The organism is Terrisporobacter vanillatitrophus, from assembly GCF_051148895.1.
Lineage (GTDB): Bacteria > Bacillota > Clostridia > Peptostreptococcales > Peptostreptococcaceae > Terrisporobacter > Terrisporobacter vanillatitrophus.
In genome coordinates this window covers 1,104,547-1,128,622 of sequence record NZ_CP154625.1, presented here as the reverse complement: position 1 = coordinate 1,128,622, position 24,076 = coordinate 1,104,547, and the positions used below count along the sequence as shown (strand labels likewise).

Genomic DNA, 24,076 nt, shown 5'->3' with positions numbered 1-24,076 from the left:
TCAAAAACTATACTTTATTTTTTTTATATACTGATGGTTTTACTCTTTTTAAATCAGTTTTTAGATTAGACAAACTTTCTGACATTCCAATTATTAAGTATCCACCTGGCTTTAAGGAGTCGTATAATCTATTAATTAATTTTTGATTTGTAACATTATCAAAATAAATCATTACATTTCTACAAAAAATAACATCATATTTTGATTTACTCCAACCTAAACTATTATTTAAGTTAAAATATTTAAACTCTACTAATTTTTTTATATTTGGATTTACCTCATATTTTTTTTCATCTATTTTTTTAAAATAATTTTTTACCCATGCTGATGGTAACTTCTCTATTTTATCATTTGAGTAAATTCCATCTTTAGCTTGTTTTAATACTTTGTTTGATATATCAGATGCCGTTATAGCTATTCTTTGACTTGAATTAGTGCCTAAAATACTTGAGGCTAACATGGCAATACAATAAGCCTCTTCACCTGTTGATGAAGCTGCAGACCAAATTTTTAACCCTCCAAGTGGTGGTATTTTTGAACTTGGTATTAATACGTTCTCTTTTAAAAACTCAAAATGCATTTCTTCACGCATAAAATATGTATAGTTCGTAGTTAATTTTTCTACTAACATTGATACTTGTTCACCTGTTTTATCTTGCATCAAATTATCTATATAACTGTTATAATCTGAAAATCCTAATTTTTTAACCATCATTAGTAGTCTTGTTTCTATTAATGTCCTTTTATTTTCAAGATTAACTCCATAATTATTATACATGAAATTTCTCAATCTTGCAAAATCTCTATCTGTCAACTGCATAATTATTTTCCTCTACTATCGTCATTAATGAATCACAATCTAGTATTAATTGTATATCATTATTTATTTCACTAACAGATTTTATAAAGTTATTTTTTCCTACCTCTTGGCTAGAATCCATATTCATGCTACTTTCTGGTGAAATATGAATTACTTCATTTACTGTATCAACTATTAATCCTATTTTATTATCATTATTTTCGATTATAATGATACAAGTTCTCTCATTATACTTTATAGGTTCTATATCAAATCTTATTCTAGCATCCATAACTGGAATAATCGTACTTCTTAAATTTATAATACCATTCATGTATTTTGGAAGGAATGGTACCTTTGTTATTGGTAACATTTCTATAATTTCTATAATGTATTTGGATGATAGTGCATACTTTTGATTATTCACTACAAAAACCATATACAAATCATCTATTCTATTTTCTGCTTCTACATCACTTGCATACATAAATACTACCCCCTTTTTAATTAGATTAACTTCTCACCTTTACCAACGCTCTTTACATGTAATTTATTAGTTGTTGTATCAAATACAATAGTTCTTCCACAAGTACCTAATGTATCTTCTGATACAATTGGAATATTTAATTTAGCTAAGGTTTCTTTACATGATTTTACATTTTTTTCACCTATAGTAAATACACTACTTGATGAATTATTAAAGTTAAACATGTGTGCACCACCCGCTAACTTTGCTCTTATAAATCTAGAATTTGCTCCTAGTTTTTTCATATCTTCATATAATGCAACTATTCCTGTATCAGCATACTTTGCTTTGTTTACTATTATTTTTTCATTTTTGGAGCTAGAAAGTAAAATATGTACTAATCCTGCAATTTTATTTATCTCATCATAAAGAATTACACCACAACATGATCCAAGTCCTATAGTCATAATTTTTTGTGGCACTTTTACAATCTTATACTCTGCTATACCTACAGTTTCCATTATGTAATCCTACACAGCAAAGCCTAAAGATGATAATAATTTAGTACATGATGACACATTAGGAATAAAATAGTACTTTCCTTCCACATCATGATTTTGAGTAAAAAAGTCTGTTTCAATACATAATATTGAACCAAAGTCTAATCCGTATAATGAAATTGGTAAGTTCATTATTGCTCTTACCATATCTATACTAAAATGAGGTATTGATGGTGTTATGGTTAAATTTGTCATATCAGATATTGCTGTTAAATATGTTCCACATAATATATTACATATTTCTCCCATTGCACTCAATTCTTTACACATTTCTTCATAATTATTTTTATCATGTTTAATTTCTTTACCTGATAATTTTGAAAGTAAATTAAAAGCAGAATCTATTTTCATGATAACCATGATAAAACCTTCCATATCTCCTGAAAGTTGTAAAACTGTTCCTACTACCAATTCCTCTGGTGAGTTGTAACTTTTAGTAATATCATCAAGTTCAATCATATCGCTGTTCGGTATTCCAATATCAACTAATTCATTTAACATTGTAGCTAATGATGTTGATGCATTACCAGATCCTATATTACTAATTTCACGAAATATATTTAATTTATCACAAGTAATTGTCATATATACCCTCTTTCTATCTAATCTTTAGATTATTTTTTTATTTCATTTCTTTTGAGTTGGTTTAATATTGCATTTGGAATCATATCTAAAGATGTTTCCTTTATAACTGCACCCATGTTATTTGCTGCCATTGGCATACCGTAAACAGTACATGATTGTTTATTTTGACCAATAGTATACCCACCAGCTTTTTTTATTTCCAATAAGCCTCTTGCTCCATCAGATCCCATACCTGTTAAAATAGCTGCTATAGATTTTTCTTTAGCCTCATTTGCCACAGATTCAAATAAGTAATCCACTGATGGGCAATGACCACTCACTTTATCGCCTTCTTTAACTTGTATTAAAAACTTATTATTTTTCTTTACAATACCCATTTGCAAACCGCCTGGAGCAATGTATGCATGGCCTGGCAATATAACTTCTCCATTTTTTGCCTCTGTTACGTTAATTATACATTCTCTATTTAAACGTTCAGCATATCTTTTTGTAAATACGGGAGGCATATGTTGTGTAATTACTATTCCTGGAAGACCTAGAGGAAGTTCTTTTAATACTTTTCCTATTGCCTCTACACCTCCCATAGATGCTCCTATAGCAATTATCTGATCACTATTGTTTCCTATACTAGTTAATTTTTTAGAGCTTATTTTTTCATCTATCTGTCTACTAACTTTCGTAAAATTTCTTTTTAAATCTATTTTAGCTACTGATGCTTCCTTTATTTTAGTAGCCAAATCTATTGCAAATTCGTTCATAGTACTTGATGTTGGTTTATCTACAAATCCTACTGCTCCAGCTGATAAAGCCTCAAAACATTTGTCATTAGCACCACTTATAACAATTGTAGGTATTGGACACTGGCTCATTAGAATTTTTAAAAATTCAATTCCATTAAGACCCGGCATTTCTATATCTAATGTTAATACATCTGGTCTATATTGCATTACTTTATCTCTTGCATCATAAGAATCTTTGGCTGTTTCTACTACTTCTAACTCTGAATCTTCTTGAAGGTACTTTGATATAATACGCCTAAATATAATCGAATCATCAATTACTAATACTTTTATTTTATTTTCCATCTATTCTTTCTCCTTTTGTATTAGTATATCTTATCTATGTATCATAGCATTAACATCCAGTATAAGACTTATAGAACCATCTTCTAAAATAGAACATCCTGCCAAATAAGATTGTACTCCTTCAAATTGTGTCAGTATTGTAGGTATAGGTTTAATTACAACCTGTTGTTGTCCTAAAATACTATCTACTATAAGGCATATATTGCCCATCTCAGATTCTACCAAAATCATAATTCCATCATCTTTTTTAGCATCACTTAATCCTAAAATTTTTGATAACCTACAAATTTTATAACAATTTCCCCTTATAATACTATGTTCTTCACCATTTGGATTTTCAACAATATCATAGGCTCCATATCTGAAAACTTCTTTTATATTAAGCGAAGGAATAATATACGTTTCATCATCATTTTTTATTTTCATACCATCTACTATGGCTAATGTTAATGGAATACGTATTGCAAATGTAGTTCCTTTTCCTTGCTCACTATCTATACTAATAGAGCCTCTTAACTTGCGTATATTAGTATAAACAACATCCATCCCTACACCTCTACCAGAATACTCAGTTACAGCTTCTTTTGTAGAAAATCCTGGTGCTAAGATGAAATTGTATGCTTCTTTATCACTAATTTCATTAATACTCTTGCTAGTTATTCCTTTTTCAATTGCTTTTTTTACAATTGCCTCTTTATTTAAGCCTCTTCCATCATCTTTTATTATGATTAGAATATCGCCTCCAGTATTTTTTGCCTCTAATGTTACAGTTGCTTTCTCTGGTTTTGTTGTATTTTTTCTTTCCTCTGGTGTTTCTATTCCATGATCCATACTATTTCTTACCATATGCATTAGTGGATCTGATATATTTTCTAATATATTTTTATCTACCTCTGTTTGTTCTCCTATTAATACTAAATCAACTTTTTTCCCAGTTTTTTTGTTCATATCTCTTACTACTCTTTGCATTTTAGTAAAAGTTGATGATATAGGTACCATACGGATAGACATTACAACATCTTGCAATTCATTTGTTAATTGATGTAATCTTCTTGCTTGTTTTTCGAAATTATCTGGATCAAAATTTTCTAATTGAGATTGTTTTTCAACCATAGATTCAGTAGTTACTATTTCTCCTACTAAATTCATTAAACTATCTATCTTATCAATGTTCACTGTTAAATAACTATTTATATTTTCTTTTTTTGTTTGAGTCACTTTGTCTTTTTTATTATCTTCAGCTTCTTTAATATGATCTTTGTTGCTTTTTAAATCCTCACTAATTTTACTTATTTCTATATTTTCTTCTACTACTTCTATTTCTTTCTCAGCAGTATCAGTAGCAATTTCAACTTCATCAAGCTTTAAATTAATTTCTTCGATTTCTTCTACTTGTTCTACTTCTTCTACTTGTTCTATTTGTTCTACTTCATTTGATGCTCTAGAAATTTCAGTAATTTGTAAAGTCTTTAAGAACATTGTTCCTTGAAGACACTTTTCTAAGCCAGACTTATCATTTTCTGTTTTCACATACATAGTAAAGCCGTCTTTAACTATTTCTTCATCACAATCTCCCATTAAGTCCGCTGGAATAGTTTTCTCTATAGTACATAAATCTTCTATAGATGTGGTTACTCCAAGAGCCCTAATTCCTTCCATACCACATCCATCTTCGAATAATATTTTTATGCAATATTTTTTTTCACTACCTATTAGTTCACTTTCATCCTTATCTTCCATAGTTTGCTGACTTATTTCTTCCTCAACTAAGTTAAAGTCCATATCTGATATGCTTTCATCATTATCTACTTCATCATTTTTTAATAATTTTAAAACTTTATCATGTAGCTCATCTATACTTGATTCTGGAAGCAATCCCTGTTGAATATTTGAAATTTCTTCTTTAAGAAAATCAATACTTAGTAATACAACATCAATTATTTCTTCCCATTTTTCACTAGAAACTTCAAGCCCTTTACGTATTTCATCAAAAACATCTTCTATACAATGTGTTAGTTTTGTTAAACTATCATACCCCATCATAGCAGAAGAACCTTTTATCGTATGCATAGCTCTGAAAATTTCTTCTATTTCTTTATTTGCCAATCCTCCAGTATCTGAATGATCTACAAGTAAAATTTCTTCTAATTGCTCTAATAGCTGCATGTTTTCCTGCACATAAAATTCATTCATAGAATCTATTCCACTCATATCTGTCTCCTTTTATAATTAAAATTTAATAGATTTAATTTTTCATTGTTGTTTAATCAACTGTTAAATCAAATTAAATGTAATTTTTTCATATAATTTTTTTATATATTATACGGATAAATTATCTAATACTTTAGTTTTTATAAATAAATTACTTTTTAGTATTTAAATCGATTTTAATTTATAAGCTTTTCATCATTAATTAATTAATTAAAATTATTTTAAAAATTTATTACATTATTATCATAATTTAGATTATCTTAAAAATTTAAAGTATCTTGAAAATTGGACTCTTCTTTTAACTCAAATTTGTCAATAAGTGATTTTAACAATTGAGCCTGTCCACTTAATTCTTCACTTGCTGCTGCACTTTCCTCACTTGTTGCTGAGTTTGTTTGCACAACCTCTGAAATTTGTTCTAGCCCTAAAGTCACTTGATTTATTGCATTTGATTCTTCATCAGACGCTTTTGCTATATCATCTATTAAAACAATAACTTGATAACTTGTGTCAATTATTTTCTGAAGCGACTTGGCTGTATTATCTACTAATACACTTCCATTATCAACTGCCTTTATAGAATTTTCTATCAATGTTGCCGTATTTTTTGCTGCTTCTGCTGATTTTGCTGCTAGATTTCTTACTTCATCTGCTACTACTGCAAATCCTTTACCTGCTTCTCCTGCTCTTGCTGCTTCTACTGCTGCATTTAATGCTAGTATGTTTGTTTGGAAAGCTATATCATCTATTGTCTTTATTATTCTTCCTATTTCATTTGATGTAAATGAGATTTCATCCATGGCTTTTACCATTTCTTTCATTTTTTCATTTCCTTCTTCTACTTCTAGTCCTGCGGTTATTGATAGTTGGTTAGCTTCTCCTGCATTTTTTGCTGTATTTTTAATTTTATTAGATATATCAACTATTGTAGCCGATAGTTCTTCTATAGCCCCAGCTTGTTCTGTTGCTCCCTGTGATAACATCTGTGCCCCACTTGCTACTTGCTCTGATGCTGTTTCAACTTCTTGTGATGCTGCATTTATTTGTGACATTGTATCACTTAGATCATTCGTAATTTTATTTAAAGAGTTTTCAATATAACTAAATACTCCAATATATTCTGCTTCAGGTTCTATATTAAAGTTACCTGATGAAACTTTGTCTAATATATTTACAGTATCCTTAATAACTACATTTATCTCTTTACTCATCTTACGCATGCTTTCAGATAAAACTCCTAACTCATCTTCTGATTCATAAGATATTTCAATATCAAAATTACCTTCTGCCATGTGATTTGCAGATTCTTCAATTTCTTCAATTGCTCTTACAATTAATTTTGTAACTTTTATACATATTAATAAACCAGCTACTATACTAAGGACACTTAAAATAGTTGAAATAATATTAGATCTCAATACTCTTACGTCTACATCTTTTATAAACTTTTCACCTAACAAATCTGCTTCATTATATATCTCTATGGCATAATTCTCACATGCATTGTATGCTTGTACAAATTCACTACTTGAATCGGATAATAATATATCTACCTTATTCCAATTCTCTTCCTCCATAATCGGGTATATTTTTTGAGACTCTTCTTTTGTTTCTTCAATAGAACTCTCAAGATTATCAATTAATTCAATATTTGCATTTTCAATATTTTTCATTTCATTTAGTCTATCTATTACGCTGTCAAAATCCTTATTGGCTAACTCTTTATATTTTCCATACTCTCCTGAACTATAGGCATTACTAATATTTTGTCTAGCTGATACTAAATCTTTACGTATTTCCATAGCTTTATTAGTTAATTGGTAAGGTCCTTCATATAAATTATGACTAAGGTTACTTGACTTGCTTAAGTTAATCAGTGCATTAATACTTGCACAAGATGCTATTAACAATACTACTAAAAACGGTACCAATATTTTATATCCAATTCTAAGGTTTTTATATTTAAACCTATCATTTTTCGCCAATCTTATTTTTTTCATCCTCTTCCTCCGCAATATAATTTCCCTTCTATTAACTATGCTATATTATCAACTATTCTAAATTAAAACTTATTTCTTTATTATAATTTTGACTATCTTTTAAGTTAAACTTACTAATAAGTGTTTTTAACTGACTTGCTTGTCCACTTAATTCTTCACTTGCTGCTGCACTTTCCTCACTTGTTGCTGAGTTTGTTTGTACCACCTGTGAAATTTGTTCTAATCCTAAAGTCACTTGATTTATTGCATTTGATTCTTCTTCAGATGCTTTTGCTATATTTTCAAGTAAAGTAGCTACTTTACTAGTTTTATCCAATATTATTTGTAATGATTGTGATGTATTGTCAACTATACTAGTACCATTTGCAACTGCATTTATAGAATTCTCAATTAAAGTCGACGTATTTTTAGCTGCTTGCGCTGATTTTGCTGCCAAATTTCTAACTTCATCTGCTACTACTGCAAATCCTTTACCTGCTTCTCCCGCTCTTGCTGCCTCTACTGCTGCATTTAATGCTAATATATTTGTTTGGAAGGCTATGTCATCTATTGTTTTTATTATTCTTCCTATTTCATTTGATGTAGATGATATTTCGTCCATGGCAATAGTCATATTCTTCATCTTTTCATTACCATCATTTACTTCTTTACCTGCATCTATATATAAGTTGTTTGCTTCTTGTGCATTTTTTGCTGTTTCTTTTACTTGATTTGATATTTCAACTATAGTTGCAGATAATTCTTCTATTGATCCTGCCTGTTCTGTAGTACCTTGAGATAACATTTGTGCTCCACTTGAAACTTGGTCTGATGCTGATTGAACTTGTTCTGATGCTACATTAATTTGTGACATGGTATCGCTTAATTGACTAGTGATCTGATTTAAAGATTTTTCAATATTGTTGAATACTCCAATATATTCTACTTTAGGTTCAACATCAAAATTGCCTGATGCAATCTCTTTTAGTACGTGAACTACATCATCAATTATAGACTTTGTTTCATTACTCATTTTCATCATACTATTAGATAAACTTCCCAGTTCATCTTCTGATTCGTAGTCTATTTCAATATCAAAATCACCTAATGCCATTTTATTTGCTGCAATTTCTAATTCCTCAATAGGCTGTCTTATTTTTCTTGTAATATATATACATATTAATATAGCTCCTATAATAGTACACATAGACATTACTACGCATATTGTCCAAACTTTTCTTACCTTTTTAGTAACATCATCTTTAAACAAATTTCCTTCTTCTATTTCAGTTTCATAAAGAGTCGTTGCATTATCTGAAACAGCAAGATAAGCTAAATAATAATTACTCTTTTCATTAACAATTAAATTTTCTATTGTTTCTTTATTTCCATTTTCTATGACTGTATGTACATTTTCATATTCTTGTTGAAAATTTTTAATTGAAGTTTCTAACGTCTGAGTTAAATTAATATCTGCAACAGGATTATTTTTTATTTTCTCTATTCTTTCATATAAATTTTCAAAATTTTCGTTAATAGTTGGCTCGTAATTAGAAAGATCTTTTTCAACTACTGCGTATGCAATATTTTGATCAATAGATAAAATATCTCTTCTAATTCCCATGGCTTCATTTGTTAATTGGTATGGTCCTTCAAATAAATCAACTATATGCTCTCCTATTAATCTTAAATTCCTTATAGATAATGTCCCTATAATTGCAAAAGCTATTAATAACATTCCAAAACCCAAAGCCATTTTTTTCCCAAACTTTAAATTTTTAAATCTTCTATCCATTTCCTTCTCCCCTATGACTTTCTGTCAGAATTTATTCACTTATAATATTACGGATATTTTTTCTATTTCTTTATACTAAACATTTAACAAATAATTGATTTCAAAAGATATATTTTGCACAAAAAAAGTGCATAAGTCAAAAATATATTTTCCTTATACACTTTCTTAACTATGTAGTTTTTGCGGCCTCATCTTTACAAAACTTTTCCTTGTATGAATCCATAAATTTTTCCACACATTTTTTTACTTCCATCTCACTTGGTAATACAATACTTTTTCTTTCATCTAATATAAATCGTGTTTCATTTTTAACCAATGCATTACATGACAACTTTTTGTTTACGCTACCTTTCATATCTAACAATAACTTTGAAATTTCTCCTTTAGTTATATTATGTAATATAACCTTGCATTCTTTTTCAGTTAATATATTATCATATATTATCCTTTCCAGCTCCTCATTAAACATCTCCATTATTGTTTGCCCTCTATTTTTAGTATACTGCTCAGTTATATATTTACTAATCCTTATGTAAAATAATACTAGTATGCTCATTGTAAGGGATATGATAAAAATAGGTAAAAATAAATATAGATTATCTTTGAATGTACCACCATTAGTTATTATCTGCATTACTATAATGGCTAGTGTTAGTCCTGCGATAAATGATGCTATTTTTATATTTTTCATTAATTTTTTCTTTGTTGTTAAGTCATCATCTTCTCCAATATCATCGTCAATCATAACATCTAAGGGTTTATATAAGTCTAGACTATTTATTTTTTTCACATAGTTAATTTTATCACAAAACTTACTAAACTCCTCTTCCCCTATTATTTCGGTTAATTCTAATTCCTTTATGAAATCTTCACCATATACTGTAATAGCTCTTATTACTGACTTTTTTAATGCTGTCTCTCTACTATCCCCATTCCATATTGCCAAAGCATACTCTATACTTGCAGATATACCCAGTACGTGATCACATTCTATACTTTCATCTATAGCAAATATCTCTATGCCCTTTATTTTTCCTTCATAGGATATATCTCTTGCCTGATTATATGTTATAGTTCCCCTTTTCAATACTTTACTTGGATCTATATCTTGATCTGCAGTTAATCCCTCTTTAATTCTTTCCAAGAAATCACTTATCGCTTCTTCATATTTGTCACAAGGTATTTCTATTTTTATAGGCGATCCATCATTATTAACATATCTAAGTTCTCCATAGTTTAAACAAGCATCTACACATCGTTCACCTGTACTATTATATTTACTTTTTAACATTTTCGCCATAAATTTTCCATCCTTTGCTATGTAGATATTTATTTTAAAGTTTTAACAAGTTCTTCTTCTCCAAGAATACTTGTTATTCTTATGCCAAAATTTTGATCTACTATCACAGCCTCCCCATAACCAATTTTTCTTCCGTTTACAAATATTTCAAGTTCTTGATTTTCTAATGTATCTAACTCTATTAATGATCCTTTTGTAAGTTCAAAAACATCCTTTAGTGTCATCTTTGTTCTTCCCAACACTGTACTTATCTCTAATTCTATATCTAAAACTCTATCAAAATTTTCTGCCATATTTTATTCCTCCTTACCTATGCTGTCTACAATTACTATACCTCTTTTATTTTCAATTAATCCAGGTTTACATTTAAAAGATTTCGAACCTGCAACATAAAGTTCTATTTCTTCATCTATTTTTGAATCCAACTTTATTACATCTCCAACATTTAAGTCTAATAATTCTTGAACCTTTATCTCAGCCCTGCCTAATAGAGCAACAACATCTGTACTTGCAGCGTAAACATTATTATATATCGCATTTGTAAATTCAAAGTCATAGTCAATATTTTTGCTTTTAAAAAGTTTTTTTGTCTCTAATTGTGGTAATATGGGTTCCATACAACTATATGGTTTACAAAACCTCATTTTTCCTACCTCTTTATCGCCATGCATCATTTTCATATGTGCAATTAATACTGACTCACTTACTGGATATTTTTTACTAGAACTAAGATTTAAGTGAACTTCTAATACTTCTCTATATTCACATCCTTCCACCACGTGAAGTTTTGTCAAAAAATTTTCACTAGCATGATGAATTAGTTGCTTATCAATTTCTGTAAGTTCCCTTGTGTAGTCATCAAATTTCCCATCTCCTCCAAGCATGCAATCTATAAATGTAAGAGCTATCCCTTTATCTATCTGATATATAAGACCATTTACTAAAGGCTGTATGGCATGTTCAACTATAACAGCATCAGAAGTTACCATATTTGTAAATTCTTCATAGTTTGTTTGTTCTATCTTTTCTACCTTACAGGCTATATCCTTTTGTTTTAACTCATAATTTAAAAATATATTAATGTTTTTACAAAATTCCTCTGCTATTACAGATACGAATCTCATATTGTCGGAAGAATATCTTTGAGGTTTTTTAAAATCATATTTTTTTATATCATGTACCATATTATTTTCATTCTACCTTTCTTATCTTGATTGAAGATTATTAATCATACTCCACATCTCATCTACAGCCTGTATACCCTTACTATTAAATTGAAAGGCTCTTTGCACAGCAATTAAGTCAGTCATTTCACTTGATAAATTCACATTAGACATTTCAACATAACCCTGCCTAATATCTGATCCTTGATAAGCATTCATACTAGCCCCTTCTTTTAAAGCAAATAAACTATCACCTATAGATATTAAGTCATTTGTTCCCTCTGTAACATATAAATTAATTCTTCCTACCATTGTATCATCTAGGTATATTTGACCTTCTTTATTTATACTTAATTTACCATCTGATAAATCAACATTTTGTCTATTAAATCCATTGGCATATGTAATATCTACTGAATTTCCATAAGCATCCACTAATGTTCCACTTGCATCTAAACTAAAATCTCCATTTCTTGTAAGACAACGACTTCCGTCTTGTTTAATAACACTGAAAAATCCTTCTCCATCTATTGCTAAATTAGTATCTATACCAGTGTTTTTCAGAGGGCCTTGAACCATATTTCTAGTTGCTTGTGCTATCTTGGCTCCCGTACCTGTCAAGCTATCATTTGAACTATGTGGATTATAACCACTTTCCAAAGATTTTGTATATAAATCTAAAAATCCCACATCTAATTTTTTATAACCTGTTGTTTGGGAGTTTACTATATTATTAGATGCAATATTTATTTTTTCCTGATTTGCAATCATACCAGATGTGCTAGTACGTAATATATTGTACATATTCTTCCCCCTATCTTATACTTTTCCTATTTCATTAGCTATTTTGTATAATATGGAATCCATTGCTTGTACTACTTTTTGGTTAGCTTCAAATTCCTTCACTGTTTCCATAAGCAAAGCTGTTGAATTTATTGGATCTACATTTGAACTTTCTAAATAGCCTTGTTTTATATTAAAATTTGTAGTATTAGTTGGGTTTGTACCTGTGTAAACCCCATTCCCAACTTTTTCTAAATTATCATAATTTTGAAAATTAACTACTCTAAATCTATATCTTTCTTGATTATTAATACTAATTCTGTTATCTGAACTAACAGATAGATTACTATTCCCTACGTTAATACGCTCTGTAGCACCTGTGGCATTATTTATTCCTAAAACATAATGACCTGAGTTTGTTATTAAGTATCCTTGTGCATCAACAGTGAAATCCCCATTTCTTGTATAATATCTGTTATTTTGATTATCCATAACTTCAAAAAATCCATTACCTTCTATTGCAAAATTCATATTATTTCCTGTTGAAACATGAGTCCCTTGGCTATAATTAGTAAATGTATCATCAATTCTTACACCAAAACTCATAGTTCCTAAATTTTGTTTATTTGCTTTTCCATCTTTGTAGTTATCATTATTATATAACATAACTTCATCAAAACTCTTCCCAAGCAAAGTTTCTTCTTTATATCCAGTAGTATTTATATTAGCTAAATTATTTGTAATGATACTTTGTCTAGACTGAAGTGTTAACATTGATGATACTGATGTATATAATCCTCTTAACATATTTCCCCACCCTTAATCTATGTATTTTATTCTTTTCATCTCTGCTCTTAAATTAGATATTGCCCTTGTATTTAGCTGAGATACCCTAGATTCTGATACACCTAATACTAGTCCTATTTCTCTTAATGTCATCTCTTCATAATAATACAGTGACAATACTAATTTATCTTTTTCTTTTAAATTATCTATAGCCTTTGCCATTACTTCTTGAAGTTCTTGTTTTTCAATAATAGTACTAGGAGATTGTTCTTCTTTTTCTCTTATAGTATCTATAAGTTTAACTTCACTTTCATCTTCATATATAACCCCATCTAAAGATATATTACTTCTATTCATCATCTTCAACTTTATATCATTTGCTTCTTTTATAGATATATCCATATATTTTGATATTTCCTCTAAACTAGGTTGTCTATAGTAGGTATTTTGTAAATTCTCTACACATTTATTATACTCTTTAATTTTACTTGTGTAAGTTCTAGAAATAGGGGAATGCCTTCTTATTTCATCAATTATATATGATGAAATTCTAATCGATGCAAATGTTGAAAATTTTACACCTCTATTTTTATCAAACTTTGTACTTGCATCAATTAAGCCCATTACCCCATAACTTATTAAGTCTTCGTACTCCATCCCAATTTTATTTGTATAGTATTTTGATGCTATATGTCTAACAAGAGACATGTTATTCACAATAAGTTCTTCTTGTTCATGTGTTTCCACTATATTTTCCCCCTTTAACTATATGCAAACTACACCTTGAGATTTTATCTGTATATCACTTGGTACTTCATTAAGCGATAATATTACTACATTTGGAAATACCATTTCTACTAACTTTCTAAACGGTGCTCTTATTTTTGGAGATACCAATAATATAGGTCTATTATTGAAACTTATATCGTCAGTTACATTATGTATATTTTTAAATATATTATTTGTTGTATCTGGGTCGATTGCTGGATAAGTTCCATTCACAGATCTTTGTAAATTATTGCTAATCATATTTTCTAATTCTAGAGATAATGTTGCCACTGTCATAGAGTTATTTTCATCTACTAAATCTGAACATATACTTCTACTCATTGCCATTCTTACATATTCTGTTAAAAGTTCTATATCACGAGTATTTCTTGCATGATCTGCAAGTGTTTCAAGAATTGTTACTCTATCCTTAATTGTTACTTTTTCTCTAAGTAAGTTTTGGAATACTTTTTGTACTTCACCTAAAGTCATTAAATCTGGTATCAACTCATCTACAACGGCACTATATCTTTCTCTAGTTACATCTATTATTTCTTTCACTTCTTGCCTTCCTACTAGTTCATGAGATTTACTCTTAATTATTTCAAGTAAATGAGTTACTAGTATAGTTGTTGGATCAACTATAGTAAATCCACATAACTCTGCTTCTTCTGCCTTTTCTTTTTTTATCCATAAGGCATCGAGCCCAAATGTTGGTTCCTTAGTTTGTATGCCATCAATATCCATTGATAATCCCATAGGATTCATACAAAGTAACATACTCGGCATTAAATCATATATTGCAACGATATTTCCCTTAATTTTTATGCTATATTGATTTGGGTTGAGTTGTAAGTTATCTCTTATTCTAATTGGTTGAACTATTATTCCCATATCTATAGCACATTGCTTTCTTACTGAAATAATTCTTTGAAGTAAGTCTCCTCCACTAGCTTCATCTACTAATGGTATTAAACCATATCCAATCTCTACTTCAATTGGTTCAACATTTATATAACTAGATACATCCTCAGCGTTTTCTATGCTAGGAGGTGAATCATTTTTTTCTAATATTTCATTTTCTAATTCTCTTTGACTTTCTTTTTCATCTTTGTTTAATAAAAATGCAATTAATATTGCTCCTAATCCTAAAGTAAAAAATGATAGCTTAGGAAGTCCTGGAATAAATCCCATTATGATTAATACTGCCCCTGTCATCCCTATAGCTTTTGGAATAGACATTAACTGTTTCCCAAATAAGCTAGCAAAGTTTTCATCGCTATCAGCTCTCGTAACTAACATACCTGCTGAAACAGATATCAATAATGCTGGTATTTGACTCACAAGTCCATCACCTATTGTAAGTCTTATATATGTCTGAACCGCATCTGAAAAACTCATATCTAGCATCATAACTCCAATTACCATACCTGCTAGTACATTTATTAAAGTTATAATTATTCCTGCTACAGCGTCACCTTTTACAAATTTAGATGCACCATCCATTGCACCATAAAAACCTGCTTCTTGTTGTAATTTTCTTCTTCTTTCTCTTGCTGTCTTCTCATCTATCATTCCAGCATTTAAGTCTGCATCTATACTCATTTGTTTACCTGGCATTGCATCCAATGTAAATCTTGCAGAAACTTCTGATACTCTACTTGATCCACTAGTTATAACTACCATCTGTATAATTACTATAATCAAGAATATAATTACCCCTACTACATAATTTCCCCCAACAACAAAACTACCAAATGCTTCTATTATATTTCCTGCATAACCTTGCCCCAATATTAATCTTGTTGATGATATATTTAGGGCTATTCTAAATAATGTGGTAACAAGCAATATTGTTGGAAATATTGATAATTGTAATATATCAGTTGATAAAAGAGTTAATAGTAATATTAATACTGCAAATGATATATTTATTGCTAGCATTAAATCTAATAAAAATGTTGGTAACGGTATTATTATCATTAAAACAATACCTATGATTCCAAATCCAACTATTACGTCAAATCGTTTCTTAAAATCTAATTTTTCCATCTATTGTAACCTCTTTATAAACTATTTATATTTGTTTTTAATTTTATAAACTGCAACCAATACTTCTGCCACTGCTTGATACATTTCTTCTGGTATTTCCTTATCTATTTCAACCTCTTTATATATAAGTCTTGCAAGTGGTTTATTTTCAATAATTGGTATATCATGCTCTTTCGCAACTTCTCTTATTTTAAATGCTACAATGTCTGCTCCTTTTGCAACTACTATTGGAGTAGAGTCTATACCCTTTTCATACTTAATAGCTATTGATATATGAGTAGGATTTGTTACAATAACTGTTGCACTAGGTACTGCTTGTATCATTCTACGACTAGAGATTTCTCTTTGCTTTTGTTTTATTTTACCTTTTACCTGAGGATCTCCCTCCATCTGTTTATATTCTTCTTTTACTTCTTGCTTAGTCATTTTCAACTCTTTATTGTGAGTAAATCGTTGATATGCATAATCAGCTATTGCTATTAAAACCACAGCCAAACATATTTTTCCCAGTAATGATTTTATAAGTTCAATTATTGTATCTAAAAGATATGGAAGATAAATATCTGCACTTTTCATAATTCCTTCAAAGTTTTTATTCATAAAAGAATAACCAATATATAATAATACACCTATAATAGCTATACTTTTAACTAAAGTCCCTAATGCTTTAAGAGAGAACATATTTTTTAAACCATTTATTGGATTCAACTTTGAAAATTGTGGTTTAAGTCCTTCTCCTGTAAATAACATACCCGACTGAACAAGATTTCCTATAACACCAAATATCATTATAATAAATCCAATTGGTAAAAATATTTTCATAAATGAAAGTAAAATCTTACCTCCAAGTGTTTTTAACATTACTCCACCTTCAAAATTCATGGTAAAACTACTACTAAGTAAGTTAGTCATAAAATTTTTAATTTCTAATATTACATAATCAGACATTGTAAAAATTATTATCAGCATAGCTAATAATGTTATAGCCGTTGTTACTTCCTTACTTTTTGCAATATTCCCCTTTTTTCTAGCATCTCTTTTTTTCTTTGCTGTGGGTTCTTCTGTTTTATCTCCATCCATTGATAGAACTACACCTACTGGTCCAAGTGAGGTCAGCATATCATTATTCATCATGCTTAAAGTTCCATCTAATATATCTGGTATTTTATTTAATAAGTTATGTATTTCTGTTATTATAAAGGGAAGTGCTATAATAAAGAAAACTACACCCACTAGCATTTTCAATGGCATTCCTATTATCATTACATTTAATTGAGGTACACTTCTGGATATAAGACCCATTATTAAATCTGTAAATATAAGTGACAATACTATTGGAACTGAAATTTTAAATCCTATGGTAAAACACTGTACAAATACATGTACTATATAATAAAAATTATTTAATATTAAATTTTCACCTATTTTTATTAGATGAAAACTTTCCTGTATCCCTATTATTAATTTGTGGTGACCATTCATACTAAAAAATATAATTATACCCATCCAGTACATAAGATTTTCTATCAAAGTTGCTTGCTCTTTACTATTTGGGTCGTAGATACTACTCATTGACAACCCTAGCTGCTGATCTATTAAACTACCTGCTATTTTCAAACTATTAAAACATAAATTTGTTATATAACCTAAAAGTAATCCGTTTACAGTTTCCATAGCTACTAATCTAATCAAATCAAATGTATTAAGTACATTTACATCAATATTAATACCATAAGATATTATAATAGATATTAAAATTGAAAAACACACTTTAAAAGTCTTTGGGGTTCCTGATGGAAATAATATGTTAAGTGAAGAAAAAAATGTTATCACTCTAATAAATACGAATAACATCTTTTATCCCTTTATAACAGCTATCATATTCATGATTTTCGTTGTAAATTTAATAAGCTCATTTAGCATCCAGTTTCCACCTAGTGCCAATGTTAATGCTATAACTATAACTTTTGGAACAAATGTTAATGTTTGTTCCTGAATTTGTGTAGTTGCTTGAAATATACTTACAAGCAAACCAACTAGTAATGATAATATTAAAATAGGTCCCCCAACTAACATACTTGTATATAATGCTTCTTTTACTACGCTCATCACCATATTTTCTGACATATTATTCTCCTCCTAACTATTTGAAACTCAATAACAAAGATTTAATTAATAAATTCCAACCATCTACCATAATAAATAACAACAATTTAAATGGCAAAGATATCATAGCTGGTGGAAGCATAAACATCCCCATAGACATTAGTGTACTTGAAACTACTAGGTCTATTAGTAAAAATGGTAGATAAACTAGAAATCCTATCTGGAAAGCAGTTTTCAGCTCACTAATTGCAAATGCTGGCACTAATACACTAAGTGGTACATTCTCTCTATTTAAATTAGTCTTATCTATATCAGCACTTTCTATAAATAATTGTAAATCTGCTTCTCTTGTTTGATTTAGCAAAAATTTTTTAATAGGAACTTGTGCCTTTTCTACTGCTTCTTCAAATTTTATTTCTTCATTCATATATGGCTTTATAGCTTCATTATTTATGGAGTTTATGGTAGGAGCCATAATAAAAATCGTTAATGACAATGCAATTCCAACTAATATTTGATTTGGAATAGATTGTGTAGCACCTAGTGCTGATTTAATAAATGAAAATGTAATGATGATTCTAATGAAACTTGTCATCATAAATACCATAGTTGGTAAAAACATCATAAGTGTTAAAACAATAAATAGCTCTATTAAAGGAGTAAGGTCTTGTTGGTTATTTGAAATTATTTGTGCTAATTCTTCCATTTTTTATCTCCTTTAATCTGATTTTTTTTATATGTTTTAATTTAATCTTTTTTATATCTTTTAATTTTAATTCTATATTTCCACTATTAATTTTAAGCTCTTCTTGCTTTTTTTCTATTTCTTCTATTTGATGCTTTGTAAGTTCTTTTATTGTATCTGTTTTAGTAGGAGATGAGACTATAACACAGCCTTCATCACCTATTTTTAAAATATATACATCCGTATCTTTATTCAAATTTGTTCTTTCTAAAACTTTCACGTATTTATTTTTTACTAGTCCATTAATGCTTGATTTGCTAAGTTTTATTGTTAGTATTATTAAGGCAATAGTAATAGGTACAAATACTATTAAATTTATAATATATTTTAGTATATTGTCCATTTTATTTCTCCTTTTGCTGTTCCTTAACTATTAATATGTCTACCCTTCTATTTGTTGATCGATTTTTTGCTGAATTATTTTCTACTAATGGCTTGTACTCACCATATCCTTTAACTGAAAATCTTGTTGGATCTAATTTTTTTACTGAAACAAAATACTTTACAACACTAACAGCTCTTCCCGTTGATAATTCCCAGTTAGATTGAAATTCTTCGTTAAACATGGGAACATCATCTGTATTTCCTTCAATCAATACATCGTTAGGTAGCTCCTTAATAATTTTTGTAACCATATTTAATAACTTTTCACTTTTTGTCTTTAGGTCCGCTTTACCAGGATCAAATAATATAGTTTCATCTAGTTGAAGTACAACCCCCCTATCTTCCTCTCTGACTTTAATTACATCAGTAAGGGAATTAGCTTCAATTGCTTCATTCAATTTTTTCACTAAATCTTCTTGCTTTTGCTCTATATTTTCTTTGTCATCAGTAGCTACTTGATCAATATCTACTAGTTCTTCTATGTTAGTATCACCTTTTAAAGATTTTTGTAGCGCATCTGATAATTCACTTAACTTTTTAGCATCCACAGATGACATTGAATATAACAATATAAAAAATGTAAGAAGGAGCGTTATTGTATCTGCATAAGTATCCAACCACGCATTAGGGTTAATATCATCACCTTTTTTTTTCTTACGCGACATCTCCATCTACCTCACTATCGTCAACTTCTCTTGTAAAGTAATTTTTCTTTTCTGAATCACTTAAATATGTTAATAATTTTTCTTCAATAATTCTTGAACTTTCACCGTTTTGAATGCTTCCTATTCCACAAATCATCATTTCCATAAGCTGAACTTCTTTTTCACACTTATTTTGTATATTATATCCTATTGGATTAAGGATAGTATTTGCAATTATTGAACCGTAAAAAGTTGTTATTAATGCTTTTGCCATTCCTGCTGATATAGCAGTTGCATCGTCAAGTCCTCCTGCAAGCATTTGTATAAGACCAATTAGCGTACCAACCATTCCCATTGCTGGTGCAAAAGAACCCCATAACTTAAATATTTTTGAACTATTTTCGTATTTGCTTTCAAATATATTAATCTGATTTTCTAGTATTTCTTGTATACTGTCAATATCTATACCATCAATTACAAGCTGTAATCCATTTTTCATAAATTGATTTTCTATTTCTTCAACATTATCTTCAATTGATAGTAGTCCATCTTTTCTAACTTTTCTAGATAATTCCTTAAACTGGCTAACTAAATCCACCTTATTAGTTCTATTTATCTGCATAGCTACTTTTATTGATTCTGGAACCTGCTTTAAATCTTCTAACGAAAATGTAATTAATATTGCAGCAAATGAACCTCCCACTGTTATAACAAAGGATGGCATATCTATAAATGCTGCTACCCCTGATTTATCTTGTACTATTCCAAAAAATAGCACAGCTAATACAAATAAAAAACCAATAGGAGTTAATATGTCTGGCTTTTTCATGTCTTACCCCCTCTGTTTTCTATCTTTTTAGATTAATAATTTCTTGTAGTAATTCATCACTAGTAGTTATTACCTTACTAGCTGCCTGGAAAGCTCTCGTTGTTACTATCATTTCTGTAAATTCTTCTGATAAGTCAACGTTTGACATTTCTATAGCACCTTGTTTTATATTTCCATAAGCTGCATTTATAATAGGATCTCCAGAGTTAGCTGATACTCCATAAAGGTTACTACTTAATGCTTCAAGACCTTCTGGATTTTGAAATACTGCTATACCTAACTTCTGAGCAGCAGTTCCTGCTTGTGGATATTTACTACCATCTTCTAAAAGATATGATATTTCTCCCTCGCTTGATATATTAAAAGATAATACTTTTTTACCATCTTGTTCTTTAGGTATTTGAATAGAATCATTATCTGTTCCAAGTACTTTATATCCGTCAGCTGTAACTAAATTACCATTTTTATCTACACTAAAAGAACCATCTCTAGTATATGCCTGTTGATCTTGTCCAATTTGAATAGTAAAGTATCCATCACCATCAATTGCTAAATCAGAACTTCTACCAGTTGTTTGTATATTACCTTGTACTGTATTTTTAAACATACCACTAACTTTTGTACCTATACCTACTTGTCCTGGACTTACTCCACCAACTATAGTTCCTGGTGAACTAGCAAATATGGAAGTTTGATATAATGCATCACTAAATCTAACATTACTTTTTTTAAATGCTGTAGTTCCTACGTTTGCAACATTGTTACCAACTACATCCATTTTAGTTTGATTTGCCTTCATACCACTTATTCCTGAATACATCGATCTTAACATTAAAATTATTCCCCCTTGTTATCTTCTTCTACATTTGTATTAGTGCTATTTACTTTAGTAAGTGCTCCATATTCAACCTCTACTAATTCTCCACTCTCTGAATCTCTTACATCCATATATACAACTCCATCTTTTATATGAGCACTTTCAACTTTTCCTGACATTGTCTTTGTAGTGTCAAATCCTTCTTCTGTAGGAAGATATGATTCAACATTTTTTCCTATTAGAGCTGATGCTGAACCCATTGCTGAATTTACCAAAAGGCCATTTGTCATTCCAATTAAGTACTCCATATTATCATTAAGAGATATTGTTTGTTGTAACATATTAAATTGTGCTAACTGAGTTACATACTGAGTTGGATCTTGAGTGTTAAATGGATCTTGGTTTGTCATCTGAGCCACTAGTAATTTTAGAAATAAATCTTTATCTGTACTATCACCTGAATCAACAACCTTTGTACCTTTCTCAGTTACTGTACTATTTCTACTTACACCTGTTATATCACTCATTTATTACTCCCCTATATTAAAATATTTACATTGTCTTCTATTTCAACTTCTTCTATATCCTCTATGGGTTCATCTGCTGAACTAATATTTTTTTTTCTACCTTGTTGACTTCCTTTATTATTTCTTTCAAATTCTTGATTCAAATTTGATGAGAAATTATTTTGAGTATTACCTTTCATTTCAACTGATATCTCTTTTACATTAATATTTAGATCTTTTAAATGTTTTGCAATCTCTCCTTGATTATCCTTAACTAAATCAAACACATCTGCTTTACTTATTACAATTGCAACACTAGCTTCCTCCTGGTTATTAACAAGCTTAATTGTCATATCACCTAGTTCTCTTGGACTTATCTTAATTGTTATTTCTTCTTGACCACTAGATTTTAAATATTTAACTGTTTTAATAATGTCTTCTCCTATATACTCCTGCCTGATTGTTGTAATCTCTTGACGTGAAGTAGTATTTATAGAGTTCATATCTTTATTAGCTAGTTGATTATTATTCAATATAAAATTGTTATCATTGTCTCCATTTAAGATACTTTCTAGTGTATCTAATTCTTTATCTGATTCTTTATCTAATTCATTATTTCTCATGGAATTAAGTTTATCTGTTGTATTGCTAGTTTCCAATTGACTAAATTTTTCATTTTTCTCTAACTCAACATTATCTAATTTATTCCTTTGAAATAATTCATTATTTTCTTCTATTTTACTATTGGAAATAGTATTATCTTTATTATTAGAAATAGCGCTATCCAATTTTTTTAGTACTTCAATTTCTTTATCACTTAATTCAATTTTCCTTGTTTCATTATTTAATGTTATATACTCATTTTTAAGGTTATTCTTCAAGTTGTTTAATATTTTAAGTTCTTCACTACTTAGTGAATTTGTATTAATATTAAAATCATTTTCTTCCATATTAAGATTAATTTCATTTATGTTATTGGAAACACTATTTAAACCTTCTACATTATCTAATTCAGTATAAACTTTGTCCATATTTTTCAAATCTTCTTGAGTATTAAATAATTTAAGATTATTTAGCAAGTTTAAAATTAAGTTGTAATCTATATCCTTTGATTTATCACTATCCTCAAATAATCCCTCTAAAACCTTATCAAATATTCCTTGTTCTGTTTTTCCTAAGATATTATCACTATTTCCTTGGAGATAATTGATAATATCTGCTACAGTTGTTGATAAACTTAAATTAAATTCCATATTTACCACCTTTTTATGAAACATTTACATTATTTCTTATATATGCATAAAGAGCGAACTCATCATTTCTAATTTGTTCTATTCTTTCCTCTTCTTTTCTTACTTTCTCCATTTCTTTTTCTTTAAGAATTTCCAAGGATTTTCTTTTTATTTGTTTTTCTATTAAGTCATTTTGCGCTTCAATAACTTTCTTTTCTTCTTCTTTAAGTTTCTCATCTGTCAACTTTATAGACTGTGTAAGAGTAGATAAATAGTTTATTGTAATCTTTTGTGAAATTACATCACCAGCTCTAGTTATATCAGAATATTTTTTATAATTTTCCTCAAGTTTATTTAAATTTTTTTCTATAATTCTTTTTTCATTTTGAGCCTTCGTATATTTTAACTTACTTTCATCTTCCTCTTTTATATTTATGTCTAATAACTTTTCTAGCTTGAACTTAAATTTTTTCAATTATAT

General features: G+C 28.9%; 25 protein-coding genes. All 25 read right to left on the bottom strand.

Annotated features, from left to right (window positions below; all coding sequences use genetic code 11):
- Positions 1–7: 7 nt before the first annotated feature.
- Positions 8–820, bottom strand: coding sequence for a CheR family methyltransferase (locus tag TVTCOM_RS05705; protein WP_434798886.1), 813 nt, complete (start codon positions 818–820; stop codon positions 8–10).
- Positions 804–1,286 (bottom strand): chemotaxis protein CheW, encoded by a 483-nt coding sequence (locus TVTCOM_RS05700; RefSeq protein ID WP_434798885.1) that lies wholly within the window; start codon positions 1,284–1,286, stop codon positions 804–806. Before TVTCOM_RS05700 ends, TVTCOM_RS05705 begins: the two co-directional genes overlap by 17 nt.
- Positions 1,287–1,306: 20 nt before the next feature.
- Positions 1,307–1,786 carry a chemotaxis protein CheD gene (locus TVTCOM_RS05695; RefSeq protein WP_434798884.1) on the bottom strand — a complete coding sequence of 160 codons (480 nt, stop codon included), beginning with the start codon at positions 1,784–1,786 and terminating at the stop codon, positions 1,307–1,309.
- 9 nt (positions 1,787–1,795) lie between these two features.
- On the bottom strand, positions 1,796–2,410 hold the full coding sequence (locus TVTCOM_RS05690; RefSeq protein ID WP_434798883.1) for a chemotaxis protein CheC: 615 nt from the start codon (positions 2,408–2,410) through the stop codon (positions 1,796–1,798).
- Between the two features lie 29 nt (positions 2,411–2,439).
- A complete protein-coding gene (locus tag TVTCOM_RS05685; protein WP_434798882.1) occupies positions 2,440–3,495 on the bottom strand; it encodes a protein-glutamate methylesterase/protein-glutamine glutaminase in 1,056 nt (351 codons plus the stop codon).
- Between the two features lie 30 nt (positions 3,496–3,525).
- Entirely contained in the window at positions 3,526–5,706 is a 2,181-nt protein-coding gene (locus TVTCOM_RS05680) for a chemotaxis protein CheW (protein WP_434798881.1), read from the bottom strand.
- A gap of 260 nt (positions 5,707–5,966) precedes the next feature.
- On the bottom strand, positions 5,967–7,706 hold the full coding sequence (locus TVTCOM_RS05675) for a methyl-accepting chemotaxis protein (RefSeq protein ID WP_434798880.1): 1,740 nt from the start codon (positions 7,704–7,706) through the stop codon (positions 5,967–5,969).
- Between the two features lie 52 nt (positions 7,707–7,758).
- Positions 7,759–9,480 carry a methyl-accepting chemotaxis protein gene (locus tag TVTCOM_RS05670; protein ID WP_434798879.1) on the bottom strand — a complete coding sequence of 574 codons (1,722 nt, stop codon included), beginning with the start codon at positions 9,478–9,480 and terminating at the stop codon, positions 7,759–7,761.
- 169 nt (positions 9,481–9,649) lie between these two features.
- Positions 9,650–10,780, bottom strand: a complete 1,131-nt coding sequence (locus TVTCOM_RS05665; protein ID WP_434798878.1) for a hypothetical protein — start codon at positions 10,778–10,780, stop codon at positions 9,650–9,652.
- Positions 10,781–10,809: 29 nt separating this feature from the next.
- Positions 10,810–11,073: a flagellar motor switch protein FliN gene (gene fliN, locus TVTCOM_RS05660; protein WP_434798877.1), complete on the bottom strand. Its 264-nt coding sequence runs from the start codon at positions 11,071–11,073 to the stop codon at positions 10,810–10,812.
- Between the two features lie 3 nt (positions 11,074–11,076).
- Positions 11,077–11,964 (bottom strand): flagellar motor switch protein FliM, encoded by an 888-nt coding sequence (locus TVTCOM_RS05655; protein ID WP_434798876.1) that lies wholly within the window; start codon positions 11,962–11,964, stop codon positions 11,077–11,079.
- A gap of 21 nt (positions 11,965–11,985) precedes the next feature.
- On the bottom strand, positions 11,986–12,747 hold the full coding sequence (locus TVTCOM_RS05650) for a flagellar hook-basal body complex protein (RefSeq protein ID WP_434798875.1): 762 nt from the start codon (positions 12,745–12,747) through the stop codon (positions 11,986–11,988).
- A 15-nt stretch (positions 12,748–12,762) separates the two neighbouring features.
- Entirely contained in the window at positions 12,763–13,533 is a 771-nt protein-coding gene (locus TVTCOM_RS05645) for a flagellar hook-basal body complex protein (RefSeq protein WP_434798874.1), read from the bottom strand.
- A 12-nt stretch (positions 13,534–13,545) separates the two neighbouring features.
- Complete coding sequence (locus TVTCOM_RS05640; RefSeq protein WP_434798873.1) at positions 13,546–14,259, bottom strand: sigma-70 family RNA polymerase sigma factor; 714 nt, start codon at positions 14,257–14,259, stop codon at positions 13,546–13,548.
- Between the two features lie 18 nt (positions 14,260–14,277).
- Positions 14,278–16,332, bottom strand: a complete 2,055-nt coding sequence (gene flhA / locus TVTCOM_RS05635; RefSeq protein WP_434798872.1) for a flagellar biosynthesis protein FlhA — start codon at positions 16,330–16,332, stop codon at positions 14,278–14,280.
- A 21-nt stretch (positions 16,333–16,353) separates the two neighbouring features.
- Positions 16,354–18,165 (bottom strand): fused FliR family export protein/FlhB family type III secretion system protein, encoded by a 1,812-nt coding sequence (locus tag TVTCOM_RS05630; protein ID WP_434798871.1) that lies wholly within the window; start codon positions 18,163–18,165, stop codon positions 16,354–16,356.
- A gap of 24 nt (positions 18,166–18,189) precedes the next feature.
- A complete protein-coding gene (gene fliQ, locus TVTCOM_RS05625; RefSeq protein ID WP_434798870.1) occupies positions 18,190–18,459 on the bottom strand; it encodes a flagellar biosynthesis protein FliQ in 270 nt (89 codons plus the stop codon).
- A 16-nt stretch (positions 18,460–18,475) separates the two neighbouring features.
- Entirely contained in the window at positions 18,476–19,144 is a 669-nt protein-coding gene (gene fliP, locus TVTCOM_RS05620; RefSeq protein WP_434798869.1) for a flagellar type III secretion system pore protein FliP, read from the bottom strand.
- A complete protein-coding gene (locus TVTCOM_RS05615) occupies positions 19,113–19,526 on the bottom strand; it encodes a flagellar biosynthetic protein FliO (RefSeq protein WP_434798868.1) in 414 nt (137 codons plus the stop codon). Before TVTCOM_RS05615 ends, fliP begins: the two co-directional genes overlap by 32 nt.
- A 1-nt stretch (position 19,527) precedes the next feature.
- Positions 19,528–20,232 (bottom strand): flagellar motor protein MotB, encoded by a 705-nt coding sequence (locus TVTCOM_RS05610; protein ID WP_434798867.1) that lies wholly within the window; start codon positions 20,230–20,232, stop codon positions 19,528–19,530.
- On the bottom strand, positions 20,222–21,040 hold the full coding sequence (locus tag TVTCOM_RS05605; RefSeq protein WP_434798866.1) for a motility protein A: 819 nt from the start codon (positions 21,038–21,040) through the stop codon (positions 20,222–20,224). The genes TVTCOM_RS05610 and TVTCOM_RS05605 overlap by 11 nt, the downstream gene beginning before the upstream one ends.
- A 19-nt stretch (positions 21,041–21,059) precedes the next feature.
- Positions 21,060–21,872, bottom strand: coding sequence for a flagellar hook-basal body protein (locus TVTCOM_RS05600; RefSeq protein WP_434798865.1), 813 nt, complete (start codon positions 21,870–21,872; stop codon positions 21,060–21,062).
- 5 nt (positions 21,873–21,877) lie between these two features.
- Complete coding sequence (locus TVTCOM_RS05595; RefSeq protein ID WP_434798864.1) at positions 21,878–22,384, bottom strand: flagellar hook assembly protein FlgD; 507 nt, start codon at positions 22,382–22,384, stop codon at positions 21,878–21,880.
- Positions 22,385–22,395: 11 nt separating this feature from the next.
- Positions 22,396–23,616 carry a flagellar hook-length control protein FliK gene (locus tag TVTCOM_RS05590; protein WP_434798863.1) on the bottom strand — a complete coding sequence of 407 codons (1,221 nt, stop codon included), beginning with the start codon at positions 23,614–23,616 and terminating at the stop codon, positions 22,396–22,398.
- A gap of 13 nt (positions 23,617–23,629) precedes the next feature.
- Positions 23,630–24,070 (bottom strand): flagellar export protein FliJ, encoded by a 441-nt coding sequence (gene fliJ / locus TVTCOM_RS05585; RefSeq protein WP_434798862.1) that lies wholly within the window; start codon positions 24,068–24,070, stop codon positions 23,630–23,632.
- Positions 24,071–24,076 lie beyond the last annotated feature (6 nt).